General features: G+C 67.0%; 20 protein-coding genes. 8 read left to right on the top strand and 12 right to left on the bottom strand.

Annotation, left to right across the window (positions count from 1 at the left end):
• Positions 1–18: 18 nt before the first annotated feature.
• Together IBX22_RS34320 and IBX22_RS34315 are read right to left on the bottom strand one after the other, a co-directional pair.
• Complete coding sequence (locus IBX22_RS34320; RefSeq protein ID WP_309234909.1) at positions 19–840, bottom strand: endo alpha-1,4 polygalactosaminidase; 822 nt, start codon at positions 838–840, stop codon at positions 19–21.
• Positions 841–895: 55 nt separating this feature from the next.
• Positions 896–1,888 (bottom strand): beta-ketoacyl-ACP synthase III, encoded by a 993-nt coding sequence (locus tag IBX22_RS34315; RefSeq protein ID WP_194820096.1) that lies wholly within the window; start codon positions 1,886–1,888, stop codon positions 896–898.
• Positions 1,889–2,174: 286 nt separating this feature from the next.
• Between IBX22_RS34315 and IBX22_RS34310 the strand changes: the two genes are divergently transcribed.
• The 3 genes from IBX22_RS34310 (at position 2,175) to IBX22_RS34300 (ending at position 6,106) form a co-directional block, all read left to right on the top strand.
• Positions 2,175–3,539 carry a hypothetical protein gene (locus IBX22_RS34310; protein WP_194819975.1) on the top strand — a complete coding sequence of 455 codons (1,365 nt, stop codon included), beginning with the start codon at positions 2,175–2,177 and terminating at the stop codon, positions 3,537–3,539.
• 99 nt (positions 3,540–3,638) lie between these two features.
• Entirely contained in the window at positions 3,639–4,874 is a 1,236-nt protein-coding gene (locus IBX22_RS34305; RefSeq protein WP_194819974.1) for a MoxR family ATPase, read from the top strand.
• Positions 4,871–6,106 (top strand): VWA-like domain-containing protein, encoded by a 1,236-nt coding sequence (locus IBX22_RS34300; RefSeq protein WP_194819973.1) that lies wholly within the window; start codon positions 4,871–4,873, stop codon positions 6,104–6,106. The genes IBX22_RS34305 and IBX22_RS34300 overlap by 4 nt, the downstream gene beginning before the upstream one ends.
• A gap of 14 nt (positions 6,107–6,120) precedes the next feature.
• Here IBX22_RS34300 and IBX22_RS34295 read toward each other — a convergent pair whose 3' ends face one another.
• Together IBX22_RS34295 and IBX22_RS34290 are read right to left on the bottom strand one after the other, a co-directional pair.
• Entirely contained in the window at positions 6,121–6,888 is a 768-nt protein-coding gene (locus tag IBX22_RS34295; protein WP_194819972.1) for an SDR family oxidoreductase, read from the bottom strand.
• Positions 6,885–7,334: an SgcJ/EcaC family oxidoreductase gene (locus IBX22_RS34290; RefSeq protein ID WP_194819971.1), complete on the bottom strand. Its 450-nt coding sequence runs from the start codon at positions 7,332–7,334 to the stop codon at positions 6,885–6,887. Before IBX22_RS34290 ends, IBX22_RS34295 begins: the two co-directional genes overlap by 4 nt.
• Positions 7,335–7,429: 95 nt before the next feature.
• Between IBX22_RS34290 and IBX22_RS34285 the strand changes: the two genes are divergently transcribed.
• Positions 7,430–7,948: a MarR family winged helix-turn-helix transcriptional regulator gene (locus IBX22_RS34285; RefSeq protein WP_194819970.1), complete on the top strand. Its 519-nt coding sequence runs from the start codon at positions 7,430–7,432 to the stop codon at positions 7,946–7,948.
• A 155-nt stretch (positions 7,949–8,103) separates the two neighbouring features.
• On the opposite strand, the gene IBX22_RS34280 is transcribed toward IBX22_RS34285, so the two are convergent.
• Both IBX22_RS34280 and IBX22_RS34275 read right to left on the bottom strand, forming a co-directional pair.
• Positions 8,104–8,505 carry a PPOX class F420-dependent oxidoreductase gene (locus IBX22_RS34280; protein WP_194819969.1) on the bottom strand — a complete coding sequence of 134 codons (402 nt, stop codon included), beginning with the start codon at positions 8,503–8,505 and terminating at the stop codon, positions 8,104–8,106.
• 34 nt (positions 8,506–8,539) lie between these two features.
• Positions 8,540–9,016 (bottom strand): DUF1772 domain-containing protein, encoded by a 477-nt coding sequence (locus tag IBX22_RS34275; RefSeq protein WP_194819968.1) that lies wholly within the window; start codon positions 9,014–9,016, stop codon positions 8,540–8,542.
• A gap of 148 nt (positions 9,017–9,164) precedes the next feature.
• On the opposite strand from IBX22_RS34275, the gene IBX22_RS34270 reads away from it, so the two are divergent.
• Complete coding sequence (locus tag IBX22_RS34270; RefSeq protein WP_194819967.1) at positions 9,165–10,349, top strand: DUF418 domain-containing protein; 1,185 nt, start codon at positions 9,165–9,167, stop codon at positions 10,347–10,349.
• A 135-nt stretch (positions 10,350–10,484) separates the two neighbouring features.
• Here IBX22_RS34270 and IBX22_RS34265 read toward each other — a convergent pair whose 3' ends face one another.
• The 4 genes from IBX22_RS34265 to IBX22_RS34250 are packed head-to-tail and all read right to left on the bottom strand — an operon-like array spanning position 10,485 to position 12,312.
• The gene (locus tag IBX22_RS34265; protein ID WP_194819966.1) at positions 10,485–11,369 is read right to left on the bottom strand and encodes an alpha/beta fold hydrolase; all 885 of its coding nucleotides are present in this window, start codon (positions 11,367–11,369) and stop codon (positions 10,485–10,487) included.
• Positions 11,370–11,422: 53 nt separating this feature from the next.
• Entirely contained in the window at positions 11,423–11,812 is a 390-nt protein-coding gene (locus IBX22_RS34260) for a hypothetical protein (protein WP_228540063.1), read from the bottom strand.
• A complete protein-coding gene (locus tag IBX22_RS34255) occupies positions 11,809–12,084 on the bottom strand; it encodes a hypothetical protein (protein ID WP_194819964.1) in 276 nt (91 codons plus the stop codon). The genes IBX22_RS34260 and IBX22_RS34255 overlap by 4 nt, the downstream gene beginning before the upstream one ends.
• 33 nt (positions 12,085–12,117) lie before the next feature.
• Entirely contained in the window at positions 12,118–12,312 is a 195-nt protein-coding gene (locus IBX22_RS34250; protein WP_194819963.1) for a hypothetical protein, read from the bottom strand.
• 232 nt (positions 12,313–12,544) lie between these two features.
• On the opposite strand from IBX22_RS34250, the gene IBX22_RS34245 reads away from it, so the two are divergent.
• Both IBX22_RS34245 and IBX22_RS34240 read left to right on the top strand, forming a co-directional pair.
• Positions 12,545–13,015 carry a hypothetical protein gene (locus IBX22_RS34245; protein ID WP_194819962.1) on the top strand — a complete coding sequence of 157 codons (471 nt, stop codon included), beginning with the start codon at positions 12,545–12,547 and terminating at the stop codon, positions 13,013–13,015.
• Between the two features lie 87 nt (positions 13,016–13,102).
• Positions 13,103–14,086, top strand: a complete 984-nt coding sequence (locus tag IBX22_RS34240; RefSeq protein WP_194819961.1) for a cyclase family protein — start codon at positions 13,103–13,105, stop codon at positions 14,084–14,086.
• A 36-nt stretch (positions 14,087–14,122) separates the two neighbouring features.
• On the opposite strand, the gene IBX22_RS34235 is transcribed toward IBX22_RS34240, so the two are convergent.
• Positions 14,123–15,037: an alpha/beta fold hydrolase gene (locus IBX22_RS34235; protein WP_309234908.1), complete on the bottom strand. Its 915-nt coding sequence runs from the start codon at positions 15,035–15,037 to the stop codon at positions 14,123–14,125.
• Positions 15,038–15,095: 58 nt separating this feature from the next.
• Between IBX22_RS34235 and IBX22_RS34230 the strand changes: the two genes are divergently transcribed.
• Complete coding sequence (locus IBX22_RS34230; protein WP_194820094.1) at positions 15,096–15,722, top strand: helix-turn-helix domain-containing protein; 627 nt, start codon at positions 15,096–15,098, stop codon at positions 15,720–15,722.
• A 10-nt stretch (positions 15,723–15,732) separates the two neighbouring features.
• Here IBX22_RS34230 and IBX22_RS34225 read toward each other — a convergent pair whose 3' ends face one another.
• Complete coding sequence (locus IBX22_RS34225) at positions 15,733–16,143, bottom strand: DUF3291 domain-containing protein (protein WP_194819960.1); 411 nt, start codon at positions 16,141–16,143, stop codon at positions 15,733–15,735.
• Positions 16,144–16,197 lie beyond the last annotated feature (54 nt).

Genomic DNA, 16,197 nt, shown 5'->3' with positions numbered 1-16,197 from the left:
CCGCGGGGGTTCGCCTGTTCAGCAGGTCTTCCGGACGTAGCCGGGGTCACCCGGGGTGGAAACCTCGACATCTCGGAGCACGATGCTCATCTTGCTGCCATAACCCGCGCACGCCGCTGCCAGGCCGGCTTCGGTGTACTCGATATCGATGACGTGGTCGCCATAGGCGGTCGCGTAGACACCGCACTCCTCGGTGTCGCCACACTCCTCTGCCACCGCGAAATCCAGTCCGGCAGTGGTCTTTTGGTCGACGAGCTCGGCGGCGTTCTTCTGGCCGATGGCGAGGCCGCGGTCATGCGAGCGCTTGGCGAGCAAGGCGATGAAGGTGACCGCTTGGTCGGTGGTCAGCAGCCCCTGCGACCTGCTGTAGCTGTCATAGTTGTCGACCTCGACCGCATTGAACCGCTTGCTCGCGCATTCGTCGATCCACAGCCCGACCTGGTCCGCGATCCGAGTGCGTTTGTCGGCGGTGCGGATATCCAGCAACGCCTCGTTCCACACCGCGTCGTAGACGACATTGCCGTCCTTGTCCCGCAGCAACAGATCCGCGGGCCACTCGCTCTCGGCGTCCGGCTGCACCTGGAAGCCATTCACATAGCAAATGTTGTACAGCCCCTCGGCCCGCTCGGCGCCATGATCACGACTGACAACCGTGACGCCGGGCGGCGGCGCGTAAGCGCTCGTGATCTGGTAATCGAACCCGGCGTGCACCGGCGGCAGCGTTATCGCAGGCGCGGCGCTCGCGGCACCCGCCTGCTGCACAACCAGGCAGCCGGCCACGGCGACCAGCGCCGCCGCCCAGCGCCGACTCCTGCGGACACTTGAAAACCGTTCAGGCACAGGCAAATACAACCACCGTTGGACAGTCCCGTCAAAAACTATCCGGCCCCGTGACTCACCCGATCGAAGGCAGGCGAACAACCTGGCCCGCGTAGGCCAGCCCGGCACCGAAACCGAGGAGCAACGCGGTGTCGCCCTGCTGGGCAGCGCCGGAGCGCAGCAGCTCTTCCATCGCCAGCGGAATCGACGCAGCACTGGTGTTTCCGGCTTCTGCGATGTCACGCGCTACCGCGACGGTGTCCGGCACCTCCAGTACCCGAATCAGCGCGTCGGTGATCCGGCTGTTGGCCTGGTGCGGCACGAAAGCATCCAGGTCCTCGACCGTGACACCGGCCCGATCCAGCGCATCACGGCACGCCTTCTCCAAGAACGTGACAGCCCAACGGAATACCGCCTGGCCATTCATTCGAATGTACGGCCGCTCCGACGTCCCGCCACTTGCTTCCGCCGCCGCCACTTCGGCGAAGTACTGCTGGAAATCCTTGTCCTGCTTGATCGCAGCGGTCTGGCTACCGTCCGAGCCCCAGGCGACCGGCCCGATTCCCTCGGACTCCGCCCGGCCGACGACAACGGCGCCGGCCCCGTCGGCGAAGATGAACGCGCAGCCCCGGTCGGTGGGGTCGAGCAGATCCGACAGTCGTTCCACGCCGATGACCAGGACATTGCGGGCTTCGCCGGCGCGAACCAAACTCGCCGCGCTGGCCAGCGCGTAACAGAATCCGGCACAGCCCGCGGAGATGTCGAACGCGGCAGTGTCGTGCATCCCCAGTTCGGTGGCCACCACCGCGGCCGCCGCCGGTCCCAGCACCATCTGCGACGACGTGGCCAGCACGACCGCGTCGACCTGCTCGGTGTCGATCCCGGTTGCGGCGAGCGCTTTCCGTGCCGCCGCCGCGCTCATCTCGACAATGGTCTCGTCGGGCTCCGCCCACCGTCGCGCCCCGATACCGGACCGCGTCCGAATCCATTCGTCCGAGGATTCGATGCGGTCGACGATCTCGGCATTGGGGACCACCCGGCGGGGTCGATACACCCCGAGACCCAGCATGGACGCATGCGCCACCGGCGGCGCGGTTTTGATCTGCACCTTCACAGGCAATTCCTTCGGCAGGCGGCCGTCGGCCGCGTTGTTGAACCAAGTGTTGTACCGAGACTCTATTTGTAGGAATCGGACGATGACACTGCCGAATCCACATACTTTCGTTGGCTGACGTTGGCGGGTTCGGCCAACGTCGAGCCGTGAGTTGGCGAGTTTCGGCGGTGCGCTCTATCATCGGCTCGATGATGATTTCTGATCGTAGATTGGGGGTCCCGTTCGTCCTAGGTGAGTGCTGATGCTCACTGTGCAGACGAATGCGGACTATTCCTTCGCTTCCTTCTGGCCGCGCGTGCGGGAATTCGCCGTGCCGCCCTCCATGATCGAGACCGCTACCGCTCGGCGTCAGGCCGGGGATTGGGCGGGTTCCTGTGCTGCCGCGGGATTCGATGTCGACCTCGACATGCGTTCTGTGGCAAGGACGTACGGCCGGGAGCTGGCCGCCGATATGCAGTCCGACCTTCGGCATCTGGCCCCGGATCTGCTGCGCTGGCACCTGCCGCGGGTTGCACCAGATGGTTTGCTCCGGCCGGGACTGACGATCACACTCGCTCGGTATTCTTGGGGCGCAGCCGGTTTCGTGCATCTGGTGGTCCGTACGGCGCCCGCCTGGGCGGATGCCGGGCAACGGGTCAGTCTCGCGCTGTGGGACAAGGCAGGGGCAACGGCCGGGCAGCACCCGCATCCCCGGCCGGACCGCCGCTTCCGGATGGACCTGCACCGGCACCTCTGGGATGCACGCAGAGCCGATGAGCTGCGCGGGCGGTGCGGAGCCGAACCACGCGCCGACCGGTCCGCGCTGGACCCGGCCCTACTGAAAATCGCGCTACCCGAGCACGGATACGCCGTGGAACGGTGGGCGGACGAGGCGAGAATTCTGCTCGATTCCGAAGAGCGGCACACGAATACGGTCCTGGTGCGGCTGGGTGCCCGGCAACGGGTGATCGCCGAGCTGGAGCCGGCCGGTCTGCGGATCGCGACGGGATATCCGGCCGGAGCCGTGTCCGCGCTACCGGTGCTGCCCGACGCCGCGACCTGGCAGTCACCCGACCTGGAACTGCTTCGTACCGGCGCGATCTCGCCGGATCGACTGCATCCGATGGTCGCGGCGGCGCTGGTGCCGGAGTATTCGCCGAGGGACTCCGTCCGGGTCTCCCTGCCCGGCGAACGCACGCAGGTAGTGGAATGCCGTGGCGAGCAACACCGGATCGGCCTGGTCGACGGTGTGCTGTCCGCGCTGGATCACGACCCGGCCGAGATCCGGCGCGAGGAACTCCTGGCAGCGCTGACCGGTGCCCCGGTGCCCTGCCTACAGGCGATCGATCATGCGCATCGCCAACCGGACTGTCTCGCAGGCGTTCGCGAACGTCTCGCACACGGCGACACCGCCGGTGCGCTCGCCGTCGTCGAAGGCCTGCTCGGTCCCCAAGCAATCCTGCGCGACGGCGCGCTCCGGGATGAACTGGCAGCCACCGCGCAACAGCGAATCACGTACGGGCTCTACCGATCAGGCCTGTCCACACCGCAACTCACGCCCGAATATCCCGGGGTACGCCCGCCACGAAATCATCGCGCGCACCCGCGCAACGCGACACGACACTGACCCCGCCGGGCTCCGGCGCGACTCGATTCCTTCCGTTCCGGCGACTGCCGCGCACCGCTGTCGCATTCGTCGATACTCCTCCGACACAAGGTGATTCATATGTCTGCTGCACTCCTGAACTCCGCCGCCCCCACCCACGCTTCCCAACTCGATATCGCCGCCGATCTGCTGACGCTGCTCGGTGCGGCCACCACCGAGCCCCGGCCCAACAACCAACTCGAGGCCCTCACCCTGGCCGTGGCCGCCGACCTGCCGGTGCTGCTGTGGGGTGAGCCGGGGATCGGTAAGACCGCGGCCCTGACGCAACTGGCCGAAACCCTGGAACTTCCGCTCACCACGGTGATCGCGAGCGTCCATGAGCCCTCGGACTTTTCGGGCCTGCCCATCGTCGGCGACGACCCGGCGCAGCACGGTGTGCCGATGGCGCCACCGGACTGGGCGGTGCGATTGGTCCGGGCGGGCCGCGGGCTGCTGTTCCTCGACGAGCTGTCCACCGCGCCGCCCGCCGTCCAGGCCGCCCTGCTGCGGCTCGTGCTGGAGCGGCGGATCGGTTCGCTGAAGCTGCCGCCGGGCGTCCGGATCGTGGCGGCGGCCAACCCGCGCTCCTCGGCGGCTGACGGCTGGGAGCTGAGCCCGCCGCTGGCCAACCGGTTCGTGCACCTGCAGTGGGTGCACGATCACGAGGTGGTTGTGCGTGGTCTCGGCGGCACCTGGCCGCGCGCGACGCTGCCGCGGCTCGACCCGGTAAAGCTCACCGACGCAGTGGCTTTCGCGCGCCGCGCCGTGTGCGTCCTGCTCGCGGCGCGCCCGAAACTGGTGCATCAGATGCCGAGCAGTGACGCGCGCCGCGGCGGCGCCTGGGCTTCGCCGCGCAGTTGGGAGATGGCGCTGCGGCTGATCGCGTTCGCCACCGCGGCCGGATCATCCAAAGATGTGCTGTCGCAGCTGGTTCGGGGCGCGGTGGGGGACGGGCCGGGTTTCGAACTGCTCACCAGCCTGGACCGGATGGACCTGCCGGACCCCGAGCTGCTGCTGGCCGACCCGACCGCCGCCGAACTCCCCGAGCGCGGTGATCTGCGCCAGGCTGTCCTCGACGGCGTGGTCGCGGCGGTGCGTAAGCGCCCGGCCCGCGCCCGCTGGGATGCGGCGTGGGCACTGCTGGTCCTGGCGATCGAAACCGGGCCGCCGGATCTGGTGGTCGTCCCCGCCACCACGCTCGCCACACTGCGCCAAGAGAATTGGGAGGTGCCCGCCTCGATCGAGCAGCTCGCGGGCGTGGTCTCGTTGTCGCAGCGCGCGGATCGTGCCGCCGAGCTCGTGCGGGAGCGCGGATGAGCGCCCCCACCGCGGATCGAAACCTGGACCTGGACAAGCTCTTCGCCGCCCGGCTCTACGCCGTGCGAGTCCGGCCCTACCTGGCGACCGCCCTGTTCGCCCTGCACATCGTCGCGTCGCGGCGCGTCCCGACGATGAGCGTCGACCGATACTGGCGCTGCTACGTCTCGCCCGCCTTCGTGGACAGCATGCCCGTCGAGGAATTGGCCGGGGTCCTGGTGCACGAGGTCTCCCACCTGCTGCGCGACCATCACGGCCGCGGTGAACGCTTCGCCCGCGAGCACGACCTGAGCGGGCCGGGCGAACGGCTGCGAATGAACATCGCCGCGGATTTCGAGATCAACGACGATATCTTCGGCGACGGACTGGTGCGGCCGGAGGGCGCGATCCTGCCCGCCGACATCGACTTGCCCCCAGGCAAACTCATGGAGGAATACCTGCGTGAGTTCCGGTTCGGGACGTACACGGCCGGCATGGCATGGCTCGACTGCGGCAGCGGGGCCGACGGACTGGAACGCGAATGGGAGCTGGGTCCGTCCGGTGCGGATGGACTCAGCGAACAGGAACGCGACGGTGTGCGCTTCCGAGTGGCGCAGGCCATCATCGGCCGCCCCGGCGACGTGCCGCAAGGCTGGCGGCGCTGGGCCCAGGAAGCATTCCATCCACCACAACCGTGGCGCGATCTACTCGGCGCGGCACTGCGCGCGGCCGTCTCCACGCCCGGAGTCGGCGAGGACTACACCTACAGCCGGCCCGCGCGCCGCTCGGCCGGTGTGCCCGGCGTACTCCTGCCCAGCCTGCGGCGCACACCACCCCGCGTCACCGTGATCATCGATACCTCCGGTTCGGTCAGCGACACCGAACTCGGCAGCGCCCTGCTCGAAGCGACCGCCATCAGCCGCGCCGTGGGCGGCCGCCGCGACCTGGTCACCGTGATGTCCTGCGACGCGGCCGCCCGTATCGCGCACCCGCTGTGCGCGGCCGAGGGCATACCGCTGATGGGCGGCGGCGGAACCGACCTACGCACCGGCTTCGCCAAAGCCCTTCGCGCCCACCCCCGCCCGGACGTCATCGTGGTCTTGACCGACGGCCAGACACCCTGGCCCGTGGCCAAGCCGTCCTGCCGGACTGTCGTGGGCTTGTTCCGCCGCGCGCCTTCGTGGAGCGAAAGCGATTCCGAGTACGTCCCGGACAGACCGCCGGAATGGGCGCGGGTCGTCGAAATCGGCTAGCCGGCGGCTGCACTTCACCGGTTTGCTGATGGCGTCAACGCGGGGCCTTTGCTGTTCGGTCCGGCAAAGGCGCTGTGCGGCAAGACGCGCGCGACCAGAGCGAACAGAGTGTTGGCCGAACCCGGCACGACGATGGGGCGTTTGCGCCGGGTGAGGGCTTTCATCGCGTGGGCTACCAGTTCTTCCGGGGTCTGGATGAGGGCCTTGGGGACGCCGGTGTGGGATTCAGCAGCCGATTCGGTGGCGGTCGGGCCGGGGCATAAGCCCATCACGTAGATGCCGCGGTCCTTGTGCTCATGCCACAGCGCCACGGACAGTGCGGCGGCGAACGCCTTGCTGGCGCTGTAGACCGCGAGGTCCGGAGTCGGGGCGAAGGCGAGAGTGGAGGAGACGTTGATGAGCGCGCCGCCTGGCTCCGCGTGGGTGAGGAAGGCGTGCGCGAGGACGGTCATGGCCTCGCAGTTGAGTCGAATGGTGGTGGCGGCGTCGCCGGGCAGGGTGCGGGTGAAGGGGCCGTGGTAAGCGGTGCCCGCATTGTTGACCAGCAGGTCGACCGGCTGATCGGCCAGGTGGTCCACGACCCGCCGCAGGCCCTGTTCGGTCGTGAGATCGGCTATCAGAAAGTGGTGGTCGGGCCCGAGTTCGCCGACCAGGTCCCGCAAGCGGTGCTCGCTGCGGGCGACAGCCGTGACGCGATAGCCGGCCTGGGCCAGTCGGCGGGCGAAGGCGTGTCCGATACCGGTACTGGCACCGGTGACCAGCGCCCGTCGGTGCGAGCTCACTGCTGCGCCTGGGGGACGGTGTCCGGAGCGAACATGAACGAGATCTTCTCCATCACCGGCTTGCGCTGGGTGTTCTGGAAGGCGGCGACGAGCCACCGGCCGCCGGCGTCCCGGACCAGCAGGTACGTCTGGACCTTGCTGAGCTTCTGCGGCCGCTTACCTTTGTAGGTGTCGCCCCGGCCGTTGACGACGGCCACATCCGTTCCGTAGAAGCGGATGTCGAGGACCTCGTCGGCGAGCTTGGAGCCCTCCAAGAACTTCGCGAACAGCGCGCGATGGCTCTGCACGATGTCGCGGCGCCCCTGATAAACGGTGCCGACGAAGCTGACATAGCTGGCGTCCTCGGTGAACAGTGCGCCGTATGCCTCCGCGTCGTTGCGGTCCCAGGCGGCGATCAGTCCGTTCAGCACTGCCCGCACCTCGGCGATTTCCTGTTGACCCTGCATGGCGGTTCACTTCCTTACTCGTTAGAATTGGACAGATACTGCACACACGCAATATCTGCTTCCATGCAGATAAATACTACGAGGTGATTCCAGCGATGGCAAACGCAGACGGCGGGGAGAGCGAGCACGTGATCTTTCGTCAGTACCTGGACGCGGTGGGTCTACAGGGCCTGGCCAGCGCGGAAGCCGCGGGCCTGCATACCTCGGAGTGGTACGCGCTGAGCCTCATCGCCTTCCACGGCGCGCTCTCCTCGGGCGAGCTCGCCGCCCGCACCGGGCTCACCACCGGCGCAACCACCCGCCTGATCGACCGCCTCGAAAGGTCCGGCTTCGCCCGCCGGGCAGCCGACCCGAAGGACCGCAGGCGGGTCATCGTCGAAGCGGTCCCCGACGCCCTGGGGCCCATCGAGGACGTCGTCGGCCCCGCCCGCCGCCACCTCGCCGAAGTCCTCGCCCACTACACCCCCGAGCAGCGCGCGCTCCTCTTCGACTACTTCGCCCGCGCCGCACCCGCTTTCCGCGCCGCCACCGAAGAGATCCGGGCGAACACCGTCCGGCGAGGTCAGGCCCGGAAAGCGGCGCCGACGCAGACCCCGGGTCAGTCGAGTGCCTGATAGACCGTGGTCCAGAAGTCGTTGATGAGGCGAGGGGAGTCCAGGGTGAAAACCCGACCGGGGTCAGCAGGTCTCCGACAACATTGCCCGCACCGCGGAGCAGGCCCGCGAAATCCTGCACGCCGGCGACTAGGCACGAATTGTTCGGCCTCGCACTAGAACTCGGCGCCGCGACTGGTGAAGTCGAAGGATCCGCCGTCGATGCCCCAGGAGATGACCCGGTCGGGGTGAATTCGGATGATCGCGGGTTCCTGGTGTGGGAACGGTGGCTCTCCGTCGTTGAGCGCCTCGGCGGTGCCGCGTACCTCGATGCCGCGAATCACGTAGGGCTCCAAGGAAACCTGCTGGTCGATGACGAACGACACCCGGCTGCCCGCCTCGACATTGCGGTACTTCCGGCTGGCACGCATCCGCATGCCCCCGATGTCGATCGTGCCGTCGGCGTTCACTCGATAGTTGGTCGGGTTGTTCTGCACAACGCCGTCGGGTGACACCGTGGCCAGCCGGCCGATCCCGGCCTCCGCGAGGAACTGCTGCTCATTGCTGGTGAAGGTCATGTCAATTGCTCCTGGTGAATTCGATGCTTTGAGGTCAGAACAGGATCAGTGCGGCGCACAGTCCGGCGATGGCAATGAACTGCAGGGTGACCCGGTACTTCAGGATGCTGTCCCACTTGTCCTGCAGCGCACGGGCATTGGCCGGAATGATGCCGCTCTGCGCGGCGGCGGTCTGCTGGGAATTGATCGGCTTGGCGATGCGGACGTAGAAGGCGAGCCAGGTCAGCAGTGCCGCGACCGTGATCCCCGCCGCGACAGCAGCGCCGATCTGCCCGGCCCACAATGCGATCAGCAGCGTGAGCACCGCGGTCACGACACCGCCCGCACCGACAACGGGCATGCGCTTGTCGCCGTAATAGTGACCCCATCCCGCACTCATGGTCACGGTCGCATCATCGAGCTTGCGATATACGGACCGGGTAATCACAGCCCCGCAGACATCGGTCCCATAGACGACGGCATTGGCGAGAATGGCAACGGCGGCGATGATCTGGCCAGTGACGATGAGCATTTCGGCTTCCCTCCAGGAAATCTAGCAACGCTAGAAACTGGAGCAACGATAGCATTCCTCAGCTAGCGTGTCTAGCGCCGCTAGATTTCTGACTGCCATCGCGGGATCGCGCTCGCCGTATGCCATACCTTTGCCATACGGTCTCCGGATGTCCGTTTCATCCGAGTCCGTGCCGCCGATCGCCGCAGCCCCGGCGGCGCGCATCGCCGAGGTCGATATTCTGCGCGGATTCGCGCTATTCGGCATCCTGCTCGTCAACGTTTTCGTCGCGACTCAGCTGTGGGACTTCGGTAACGCCCGTGATTTCGTGGAGCACGACGGCGGTCAGTGGGTCCTTGCCGTGCTGGACGCCCTGTTCTCCGGACGGTTCTACCTGTTGTTCGCGTTCTTGTTCGGGTATTCGTTTGCCCTGCAGATCGAGGCGGCGCAACAGGCGGGGGTTTCGGAGCGCGCGCGGTTGCTGCGACGGTGCGCGGCCTTGCTGGTGATCGGGTTCGCGCACGTGTCGCTGCTATGGCTCGGTGACATTCTCACCTTGTACGCGGTCCTGGGCCTGATCCTGATCGCCTGCCGGAACCTGCGCCCGCGCACTGCGCGAATCACCGGCATTCTGCTCTATGTGGCATCGATCCTGCTGCCCGGCTTGGATACAGCCTTCTACGAAACCTGGGTCTTTCTCGATTTCCCGGATCTGCACGTGGATTTCACCCGCAGCTTCACCGACACCCTGCATGCCCAGGCGACGGTCGGACCGAAGTTCGTGCTGTTGAACTGGCTCGTGCAAGGCCTGCCCAGCCTCGGGTTGCTCCTGATCGGCATGGCCGCGGGAAAGCGGGGAGTGCTGCACCACCCCGACACGCTGTACCAGTGGGCGCCTCGAACATTGCGGATCGGTCTGGTTGTCGGCCTGCCGATTTCGGCGGTCACCTTCGCCGACACTATGCGATGGATCGATGCGTCCGAGAGCTGGCCGGAACTCCAGGCGCTGATCAACCCGCTGATGACGTTCGCCTACATCGCCGCCATCATGCAGCTGGCTGCCTATGCCCCGCACCTGCGCCGCTACCTCGAATGGCTCGCTCCCGCAGGACGAATGGCGGCGACGAACTATATCGCGCAGTCGGTGGTGCTCATGGCCCTCTACTCCGGCTACGGTCTCGGCCTGGCCGACCAGGCTCCGCCGACAACGATGGCGGCCCTCGCACTCCTGACCTTCGCTGCGCAACTGGCGCTGAGCAGCTGGTGGCTGCGGCGCTACCAATACGGTCCCGTGGAGTGGGCGTTACGCGCCGCGACCTACCTGTCCATCCCGCCGTGGCGGAAACCACTGTGACCTACAACCGAGACCCGATGCAGCGCAGAGCTTCGGCCGGTTAATTGGGTGGCGGGCCGTAGAGGGCACCGTTAGAGTGATCGCCGCGACGCGGGGAAGTTCCTGGATCTATAGCTGGGGGCCGAGTTGAGTTCCCTAGCGTCGTCCAAAATTTTCCGAAGAACCGGCACCGCTGAGCATGGCGGTGAGCAGTTGCTCCCAGGTGGTGGGCGGGAGTTCGTGGCCGATGCCGTGCAGGGGGAGCAGGGTGGCGGCGGGGATCTCGCGAGCTAGGGCTGTGCCGTTGGCGTAGGGAAAGAACGGGTCATCGGTGCCGTGGACGACGAGGGTCGGGACGGTGAGGTCGCCGAGACGCTCTCGCCAGCGCTCGCCCGCGTCGACAAACGCCAGGTTGCGCACGCTGGAGGCCATGTTGGTGGTGCGGTCGGCCATCCGGGTCGCTTGCTGGCGTGCCTGCTGTTCGTCGAATCCGTGGGTGCCCGCGCGGACCCGGGCCTGTTCGACGCCGTAGTCGATTACCGCCGCACGGTCGGACCAGTCCGGAGCTGGTGTCTTGGTGAAGAACTCCATGATCCGGTCCGAGTGCTCGGGCAGATCCGGGTCCGCCGGGCCGGGAGCCGTTGGGCGGGTGTTGATCAGGGTCAGGGCCGAGACGCGATCGCGGTGGTCGAGGGCGGCGAGCTGACAGATCCATCCGGCCACGGAGAAGCCGACCAGGTGGGCTCGCGGAAGTTCGAAGACATCCAGCAGTCCGATGAGGTCCGAAACCAGGTCGCGGAGGCTGTAGCCGGGGGAGCCGGCCGGGTAGGCGGTCGACCGGCCGGTGTCGCGGATGTCATAGCGCAGGACGAACCGGCCGGCGCCGGCGAGCCGCTCGCAGAACTGGTCCGCCCAGAACAGTCTCGACGTGCTCGGCAGCAACACCGGCGGTAGCTGCCGGTCCCCGAAGGTACTCACACACAGGTCGACTTCACCGACGGTGACGAGGTGCTCGGGCGATCGTTGAACGTGTAGCGGCATGGCGACTCCTCTGCGATTGTTTCCTCGAGAGAAGACCGCTTCCGCGGCCGAAACTAATCGCCGAACATCGACGCAAGCAATGATCCCGACCGGATTTCCAGGGCCGCGTCACCCCGCCAGATCGATGGAGCGCCCTCGCCCAGGGTGACCGTGCAACCCGGCGGCAGGGCCAGATAGCCAACGATCCCCGGCGTCATGACCGCCAGCTCGTAGAGGGTGCAAAGGTGCACGGAAGTCTGGTCGTGTTCGTGCTCCGCGTCGAGACAGCCTGCGAACCAACCGGATTCGTCGTCTTCTACATACTCATGCCGTTGCAGCATCACGGTTTCGGAGTCTGTGAATCGGTCGCAGATCATGGCGTACTGGACATAGCGCGGGAAATCCAGCTCAGGCCCCAGCCCGACACTTTCGGCGACTTCCCGCTGTAACCACAACTGGCTCACTGTTTTTGATGCCCCGGCCGCGAGAATCGGCGGGACGTTCTCGAAATCGGGCTCACAGACCCCAGCGTGCCGTCTCCGCGATCGACGACATAGCAATTCAGCCAGCCGATGCCGACGGTCTGCCCCTCGGTGAAGCGGCTGCCCTCCCGGATGGAGTCCTCCAACCACGCTGCGAGCCAGTCCATTCCGAGCCGGGTCACGATCTCGGGTTCGTACTCGAGGGTGAATTCGGGCTGTCCGGCGACGCCCGCCGCAGTTCTGCGTTGCTCCATATGCCTGAGCATAACTAGGCCTGGCCGGGTCGCCTATAGGACGATCCAGCCGGTGTAATAGCCGCGTTCGCAGATCGCCCCTTTCACCTCGCCGCCTCCGTCGACGCACTGCTGGGCAGTGATGGGAGTGTGGTCACCTTCCCATTCGTCGGCCTGCGCCCCGGCGGCTCCGCCGGTGAAAATCGCCAAACACATTGCCCCGATGGCGATTCGCGTCACGTTGCTCATCGTCGCTCCCCTTTTCGTCGAACAAGTTCAATCACTTATGCTACAGCATCGCGCCGTGCGTCAGCCGATGCGCTCGACCGGCGAACCACACCCGCGAACTTTGCGGCAACACCCAGGTGGCAAACATTCACCCCTGCGGGACAGCCGTCCACTCCTCGGGTTCGTGGCTCGGCATCCTCCTACCCCGTTGACTTGCCACCAGGGGATAAGCCCATCAACCACAGGAGCACTCATGCCCAAGCCGTCCATAGCCAAGAAGATCGCGGCGACAACTCTGGTCACAGCCGGGCTTGCCGCCCTTACCGCAACTCTGGCTCCCGCAGCGCACGCGACCAACGGAGTCGAAGCCAGCATCAGCAGTCCCTTCGCAGGGGCGGTAACTCTCAGTTGGCGGGTCTACGTTCCCGCGGGTAGCACCGCGGCCTGCGACATGGCCGTCGAGAACAGCGCCAACGGCACCGGCACGTACCGGGAATTCAACTACTCCGCGGTCGGCGGCTCGGCCAATCACCAAGGGCGATGGATCAGTGACTCGCTCCAGGCCTCGGCGCCCGCGGGCAGCACCGCGTACGGCGACGTCTACTGCACATTCCTGAACTCCAGCGGCCAGGCGACCACCGGCGGATGGCAGGGCAGCACCATGGTCCGGCTCGCGATCAAGGGTGGCATTCCGACGATTCCGCCCGGCGGCGCGGTGGGTTGAGCCGCACGGCGACCAGTGGGATGCGGGTTTGCCGACACGGCGGCGGCGGACAACAATCGTCCGAAATGTCGCAGTGGGAGGTGTCGGGTGACCGAAGCGTGGCGCGAAGTCGCTGAGCGGGTGCGTAATTGGGGCCGATGGGGTGACGCGGACCAGCTCGGTACGCTGAACCTGATCACCCCCGCACGGCTCGCCGCGGCGGCCGCGTGCGCCCGGCAGGGGCGGGCCATTTCGCTCGGCGTCCCCTTCGACGCCTACGGGCCGCAGGGGTCGAGTGGGTTCCGGCGCAACCCGATTCACCTGATGGCCGTGGACGGCGGCGACGCGAACTTCGCGGAGCTTCTAGGTGGCTGGGGCGGGCACAGCGAAGCCCAGGTCGCGGGCATGTATGCGAACGGCCCGATGCGGTTCAACGACGACTACATCATGATGCCGCTGCAGGCGGCCACCCAGTGGGACGCGCTCTCCCATGTCTACTACGACGGGCTGCTCTACAACGGCGTCCCGGCCGCCGCCGTCACCAGTTTCGGCGCGACCAAGCTGGGGATCGAACAGGTCGCCGAGCGCGGCGGCGTGGTCGGACGCGGAGTGCTGCTCGATGTCGCCCGGCATCGAAATGTCGCCCGGCTCGACGCGGGCAGCGTCATCACCCCGCAGGAGTTGCAGGCAGTCGCGGACGCACAGGGCGTCGACTTCGCCGGCGGCGACATCGTGCTGGTGCGAACGGGTTGGTGGACAAGGTTTCTCGAGACCCGCAAGCAGTCCGAATGGTTCGCGGGCAGTCCCGGCCTCAGCTGGCGGTGCGCGGAGTGGTTGCACGAGAACGAGATCGCCGCCGTCGCCGTCGACAACCCGGCCGTCGAGGTGCTGGTCCCCGAGGACGGCGTACTGATGCCGCTGCACATGCTCACGCTGCGGGACATGGGCATGCCGCTCGGCGAAATCTGGGACCTCGAAGCGCTCGGCCAGGACTGCGCCGCGGACGGTATCCACGAATTCCTGCTGTGCGCACCGGCTTTGCGAATTCCTGGCGCCGTGGGGACCCCGATCAGTCCCGTCGCGATCAAATAGCGGACAGCCGGGGGAGTCCCGGACAAATGCGAGGCGCTACGGAAGCGGCTTAGCTGCCCAGTCGCGGAACGCGGCGACGAACTCCTCGGGCGCGTCGGACTCTGTGTAGAGACCGGCGCCCTCGATGATGACGGTCTTGTGGTCGGGAAAGGTCGCTTCTAGGCGTTCGCGCTCCTGAGGCCGGAAGGCGATGTCGGCGTCACCCCACACGATCAGTGTCGGCAGGTGAGCAAGTCCGGCAAGGCCTGCCTCGACCTCGGCGAAGAAGGCCCGGCTGGCCAGGACCCGACCGGGGAACACGGCAGAGGCCTGGCGTCGCTCGGGTGTGCCCAGCGCCCGGCGGTAGTGGGTCATCTCGGCTTCGGTCAACTTCCGCCTGCGGTGACCTGCGGGCATGAACCAGTTGACGAGGACGTTGCGCCGCCGGACCAGGAAGCGGAACGGAGCTCCGCCGATGATGCGACCGAACCACTCGAAGTGGAATACCCCGTTGACCGGCCAAGCAAAGGTGTTGGCGAGCACCAGCCCCTCGAAGACGCCCGGCCGCCGCTGCGCTGTCGCCAGGCCGATCATGCCGCCCCAGTCCTGCCCGACCAGGGTGACCCCCTCGAGGCCGAGCGCGTCGACGAACCCGGTGACCACCTCTGCGTGCTCCTCGGGCAGGAAACGGTAGCCGGGCTTCGGCGTCGACAGCCCGAAGCCCGGGTAATCCAGGGCGATGCACCGGAAGTCGTCGCGCAGCGTGCGGATCACGTCGCGCCAGAGGAACGACCAGGTCGGATTGCCGTGCAGGAGTAGCAGAGTGGGACCGGACCCCTCGTCGACGTAATGCACGCTGTGCCCGTCGATTTCGACGAAGCGGCTCTCGAACGGGAACAGGGCGTCGTCCACCCATTCCGGCCGCACGCTCTCGGTGGTCTCGGCCATGGTGGCCCCCTCAGGGCTCGGCATCAAGGTAGGCTTGAGTATGTCAACCGCACTTGAGAATTTCAAGCGATAGAGGGAAATGATGCGTAGCTACGGCCAGTACTGCGGGCTCGCCCGGTCCCTCGAAGTCGTCGGCGACCGGTGGAATCTGCTCATCGTCCGCCAGCTCCTCATCGCCCCCGCCCGCTACCGGGATCTGATCGACGGCCTCCCCGGCATCGCGACCAACCTGCTCGCCGACCGGCTCCGCGATCTGGAGGCCGCGGGCGTGATCGAGCGGCGACTAGCCGGGGAAGGCAGCGTGGTCGAGTACGCCCTCACATCGTGGGGCGCTGAACTACGTGAGCCGATCGAAAGCCTGATCCGCTGGTCCACCCCGCTGATGGTCCGCGGCCCCGAGGGTGATTCCTTCCGTCCCGAGTGGCTCGCCCTTGCCGTCCCCGCCCTGCTCGACGCCCGGGTCAAGGTTCGCGCCGCGGCAACAGTCGGTCTCGAGATCGGCGACCCGCTCCTCCAGCTCCGCGCGACGCGCTCCGGCTTCTCGGTCGGCCCGCATGACGGCCGCGACCTCGACGCCACCGTCCGCGCCGACCCCGCCTACATCCTCGGCCTCGCCGCCGGAGCCTTCACTCTCGGTGATGCCCGCGCCCTCGGACTGATCGAGATCGACGGCGACGAGTCCGTAGTCCGCACCGTCTTCGCCGCCTGACAGGGCGAGATCAACCTTGCCGGGATCGCGCCGAGTCGCGCTCCTCGGCGATGCGGCGGCCGATCTCGTCCCACGACACGGGCAACTCGTCGGCGGGTGCGTCGAAGAAGACGAAAGTGGCTTCCCGCATGACCTTTCGTTTGCGTTCGACGGTGGACTTGTGCGGCTCGGCGGCCGCGTAGGCGTAGATCGCGGACTTATCGGTCCAGGCCGAGTAGGTCCAGAAGGTGCCCTTCAGGATCTCGGCTTTCAAGGCGACGCCGAGCACGCCCGGCGAGCGGCGGGCCTGCCGCCACAATTTCAGTGACGAGATCAGGAAGCCGGGTGCGTCGCGCACCGACTTCACCTCGAGGCGTGAGGCCATGCACTGGACCTCGGGCGTGGTGGGCGTGGTGACTGTGATCCAGGGAATCGTGGGCATGGCCGCTCTTTCGATGGAGGGTCCGGCAAACCGCCGACCGGCGACTCCATATTC

Source organism: Nocardia sp. XZ_19_385 (assembly GCF_015355755.1).
GTDB lineage: Bacteria > Actinomycetota > Actinomycetes > Mycobacteriales > Mycobacteriaceae > Nocardia.
The sequence above is the reverse complement of the archived record's forward strand: the minus strand, read 5'-3'. Positions and strand labels throughout refer to the sequence as shown.

What these genes read in the sequence shown, in the direction of transcription:
- IBX22_RS34315 (WP_194820096.1), bottom strand. Translation starts at nt 1,888, where the DNA reads ATGCTGGGTCTCGGGGTGTATCGACCCCGCCGGGTGGTCCCCAATGCC.
- IBX22_RS34310 (WP_194819975.1), top strand. Translation starts at nt 2,175, where the DNA reads ATGCTCACTGTGCAGACGAATGCGGACTATTCCTTCGCTTCCTTCTGG.
- IBX22_RS34305 (WP_194819974.1), top strand. Translation starts at nt 3,639, where the DNA reads ATGTCTGCTGCACTCCTGAACTCCGCCGCCCCCACCCACGCTTCCCAA.
- IBX22_RS34300 (WP_194819973.1), top strand. Translation starts at nt 4,871, where the DNA reads ATGAGCGCCCCCACCGCGGATCGAAACCTGGACCTGGACAAGCTCTTC.
- IBX22_RS34290 (WP_194819971.1), bottom strand. Translation starts at nt 7,334, where the DNA reads ATGCAGGGTCAACAGGAAATCGCCGAGGTGCGGGCAGTGCTGAACGGA.
- IBX22_RS34285 (WP_194819970.1), top strand. Translation starts at nt 7,430, where the DNA reads ATGGCAAACGCAGACGGCGGGGAGAGCGAGCACGTGATCTTTCGTCAG.
- IBX22_RS34280 (WP_194819969.1), bottom strand. Translation starts at nt 8,505, where the DNA reads ATGACCTTCACCAGCAATGAGCAGCAGTTCCTCGCGGAGGCCGGGATC.
- IBX22_RS34275 (WP_194819968.1), bottom strand. Translation starts at nt 9,016, where the DNA reads ATGCTCATCGTCACTGGCCAGATCATCGCCGCCGTTGCCATTCTCGCC.
- IBX22_RS34270 (WP_194819967.1), top strand. Translation starts at nt 9,165, where the DNA reads ATGTCCGTTTCATCCGAGTCCGTGCCGCCGATCGCCGCAGCCCCGGCG.
- IBX22_RS34265 (WP_194819966.1), bottom strand. Translation starts at nt 11,369, where the DNA reads ATGCCGCTACACGTTCAACGATCGCCCGAGCACCTCGTCACCGTCGGT.
- IBX22_RS34255 (WP_194819964.1), bottom strand. Translation starts at nt 12,084, where the DNA reads ATGGAGCAACGCAGAACTGCGGCGGGCGTCGCCGGACAGCCCGAATTC.
- IBX22_RS34250 (WP_194819963.1), bottom strand. Translation starts at nt 12,312, where the DNA reads ATGAGCAACGTGACGCGAATCGCCATCGGGGCAATGTGTTTGGCGATT.
- IBX22_RS34245 (WP_194819962.1), top strand. Translation starts at nt 12,545, where the DNA reads ATGCCCAAGCCGTCCATAGCCAAGAAGATCGCGGCGACAACTCTGGTC.
- IBX22_RS34235 (WP_309234908.1), bottom strand. Translation starts at nt 15,037, where the DNA reads ATGCCGAGCCCTGAGGGGGCCACCATGGCCGAGACCACCGAGAGCGTG.
- IBX22_RS34230 (WP_194820094.1), top strand. Translation starts at nt 15,096, where the DNA reads ATGCGTAGCTACGGCCAGTACTGCGGGCTCGCCCGGTCCCTCGAAGTC.
- IBX22_RS34225 (WP_194819960.1), bottom strand. Translation starts at nt 16,143, where the DNA reads ATGCCCACGATTCCCTGGATCACAGTCACCACGCCCACCACGCCCGAG.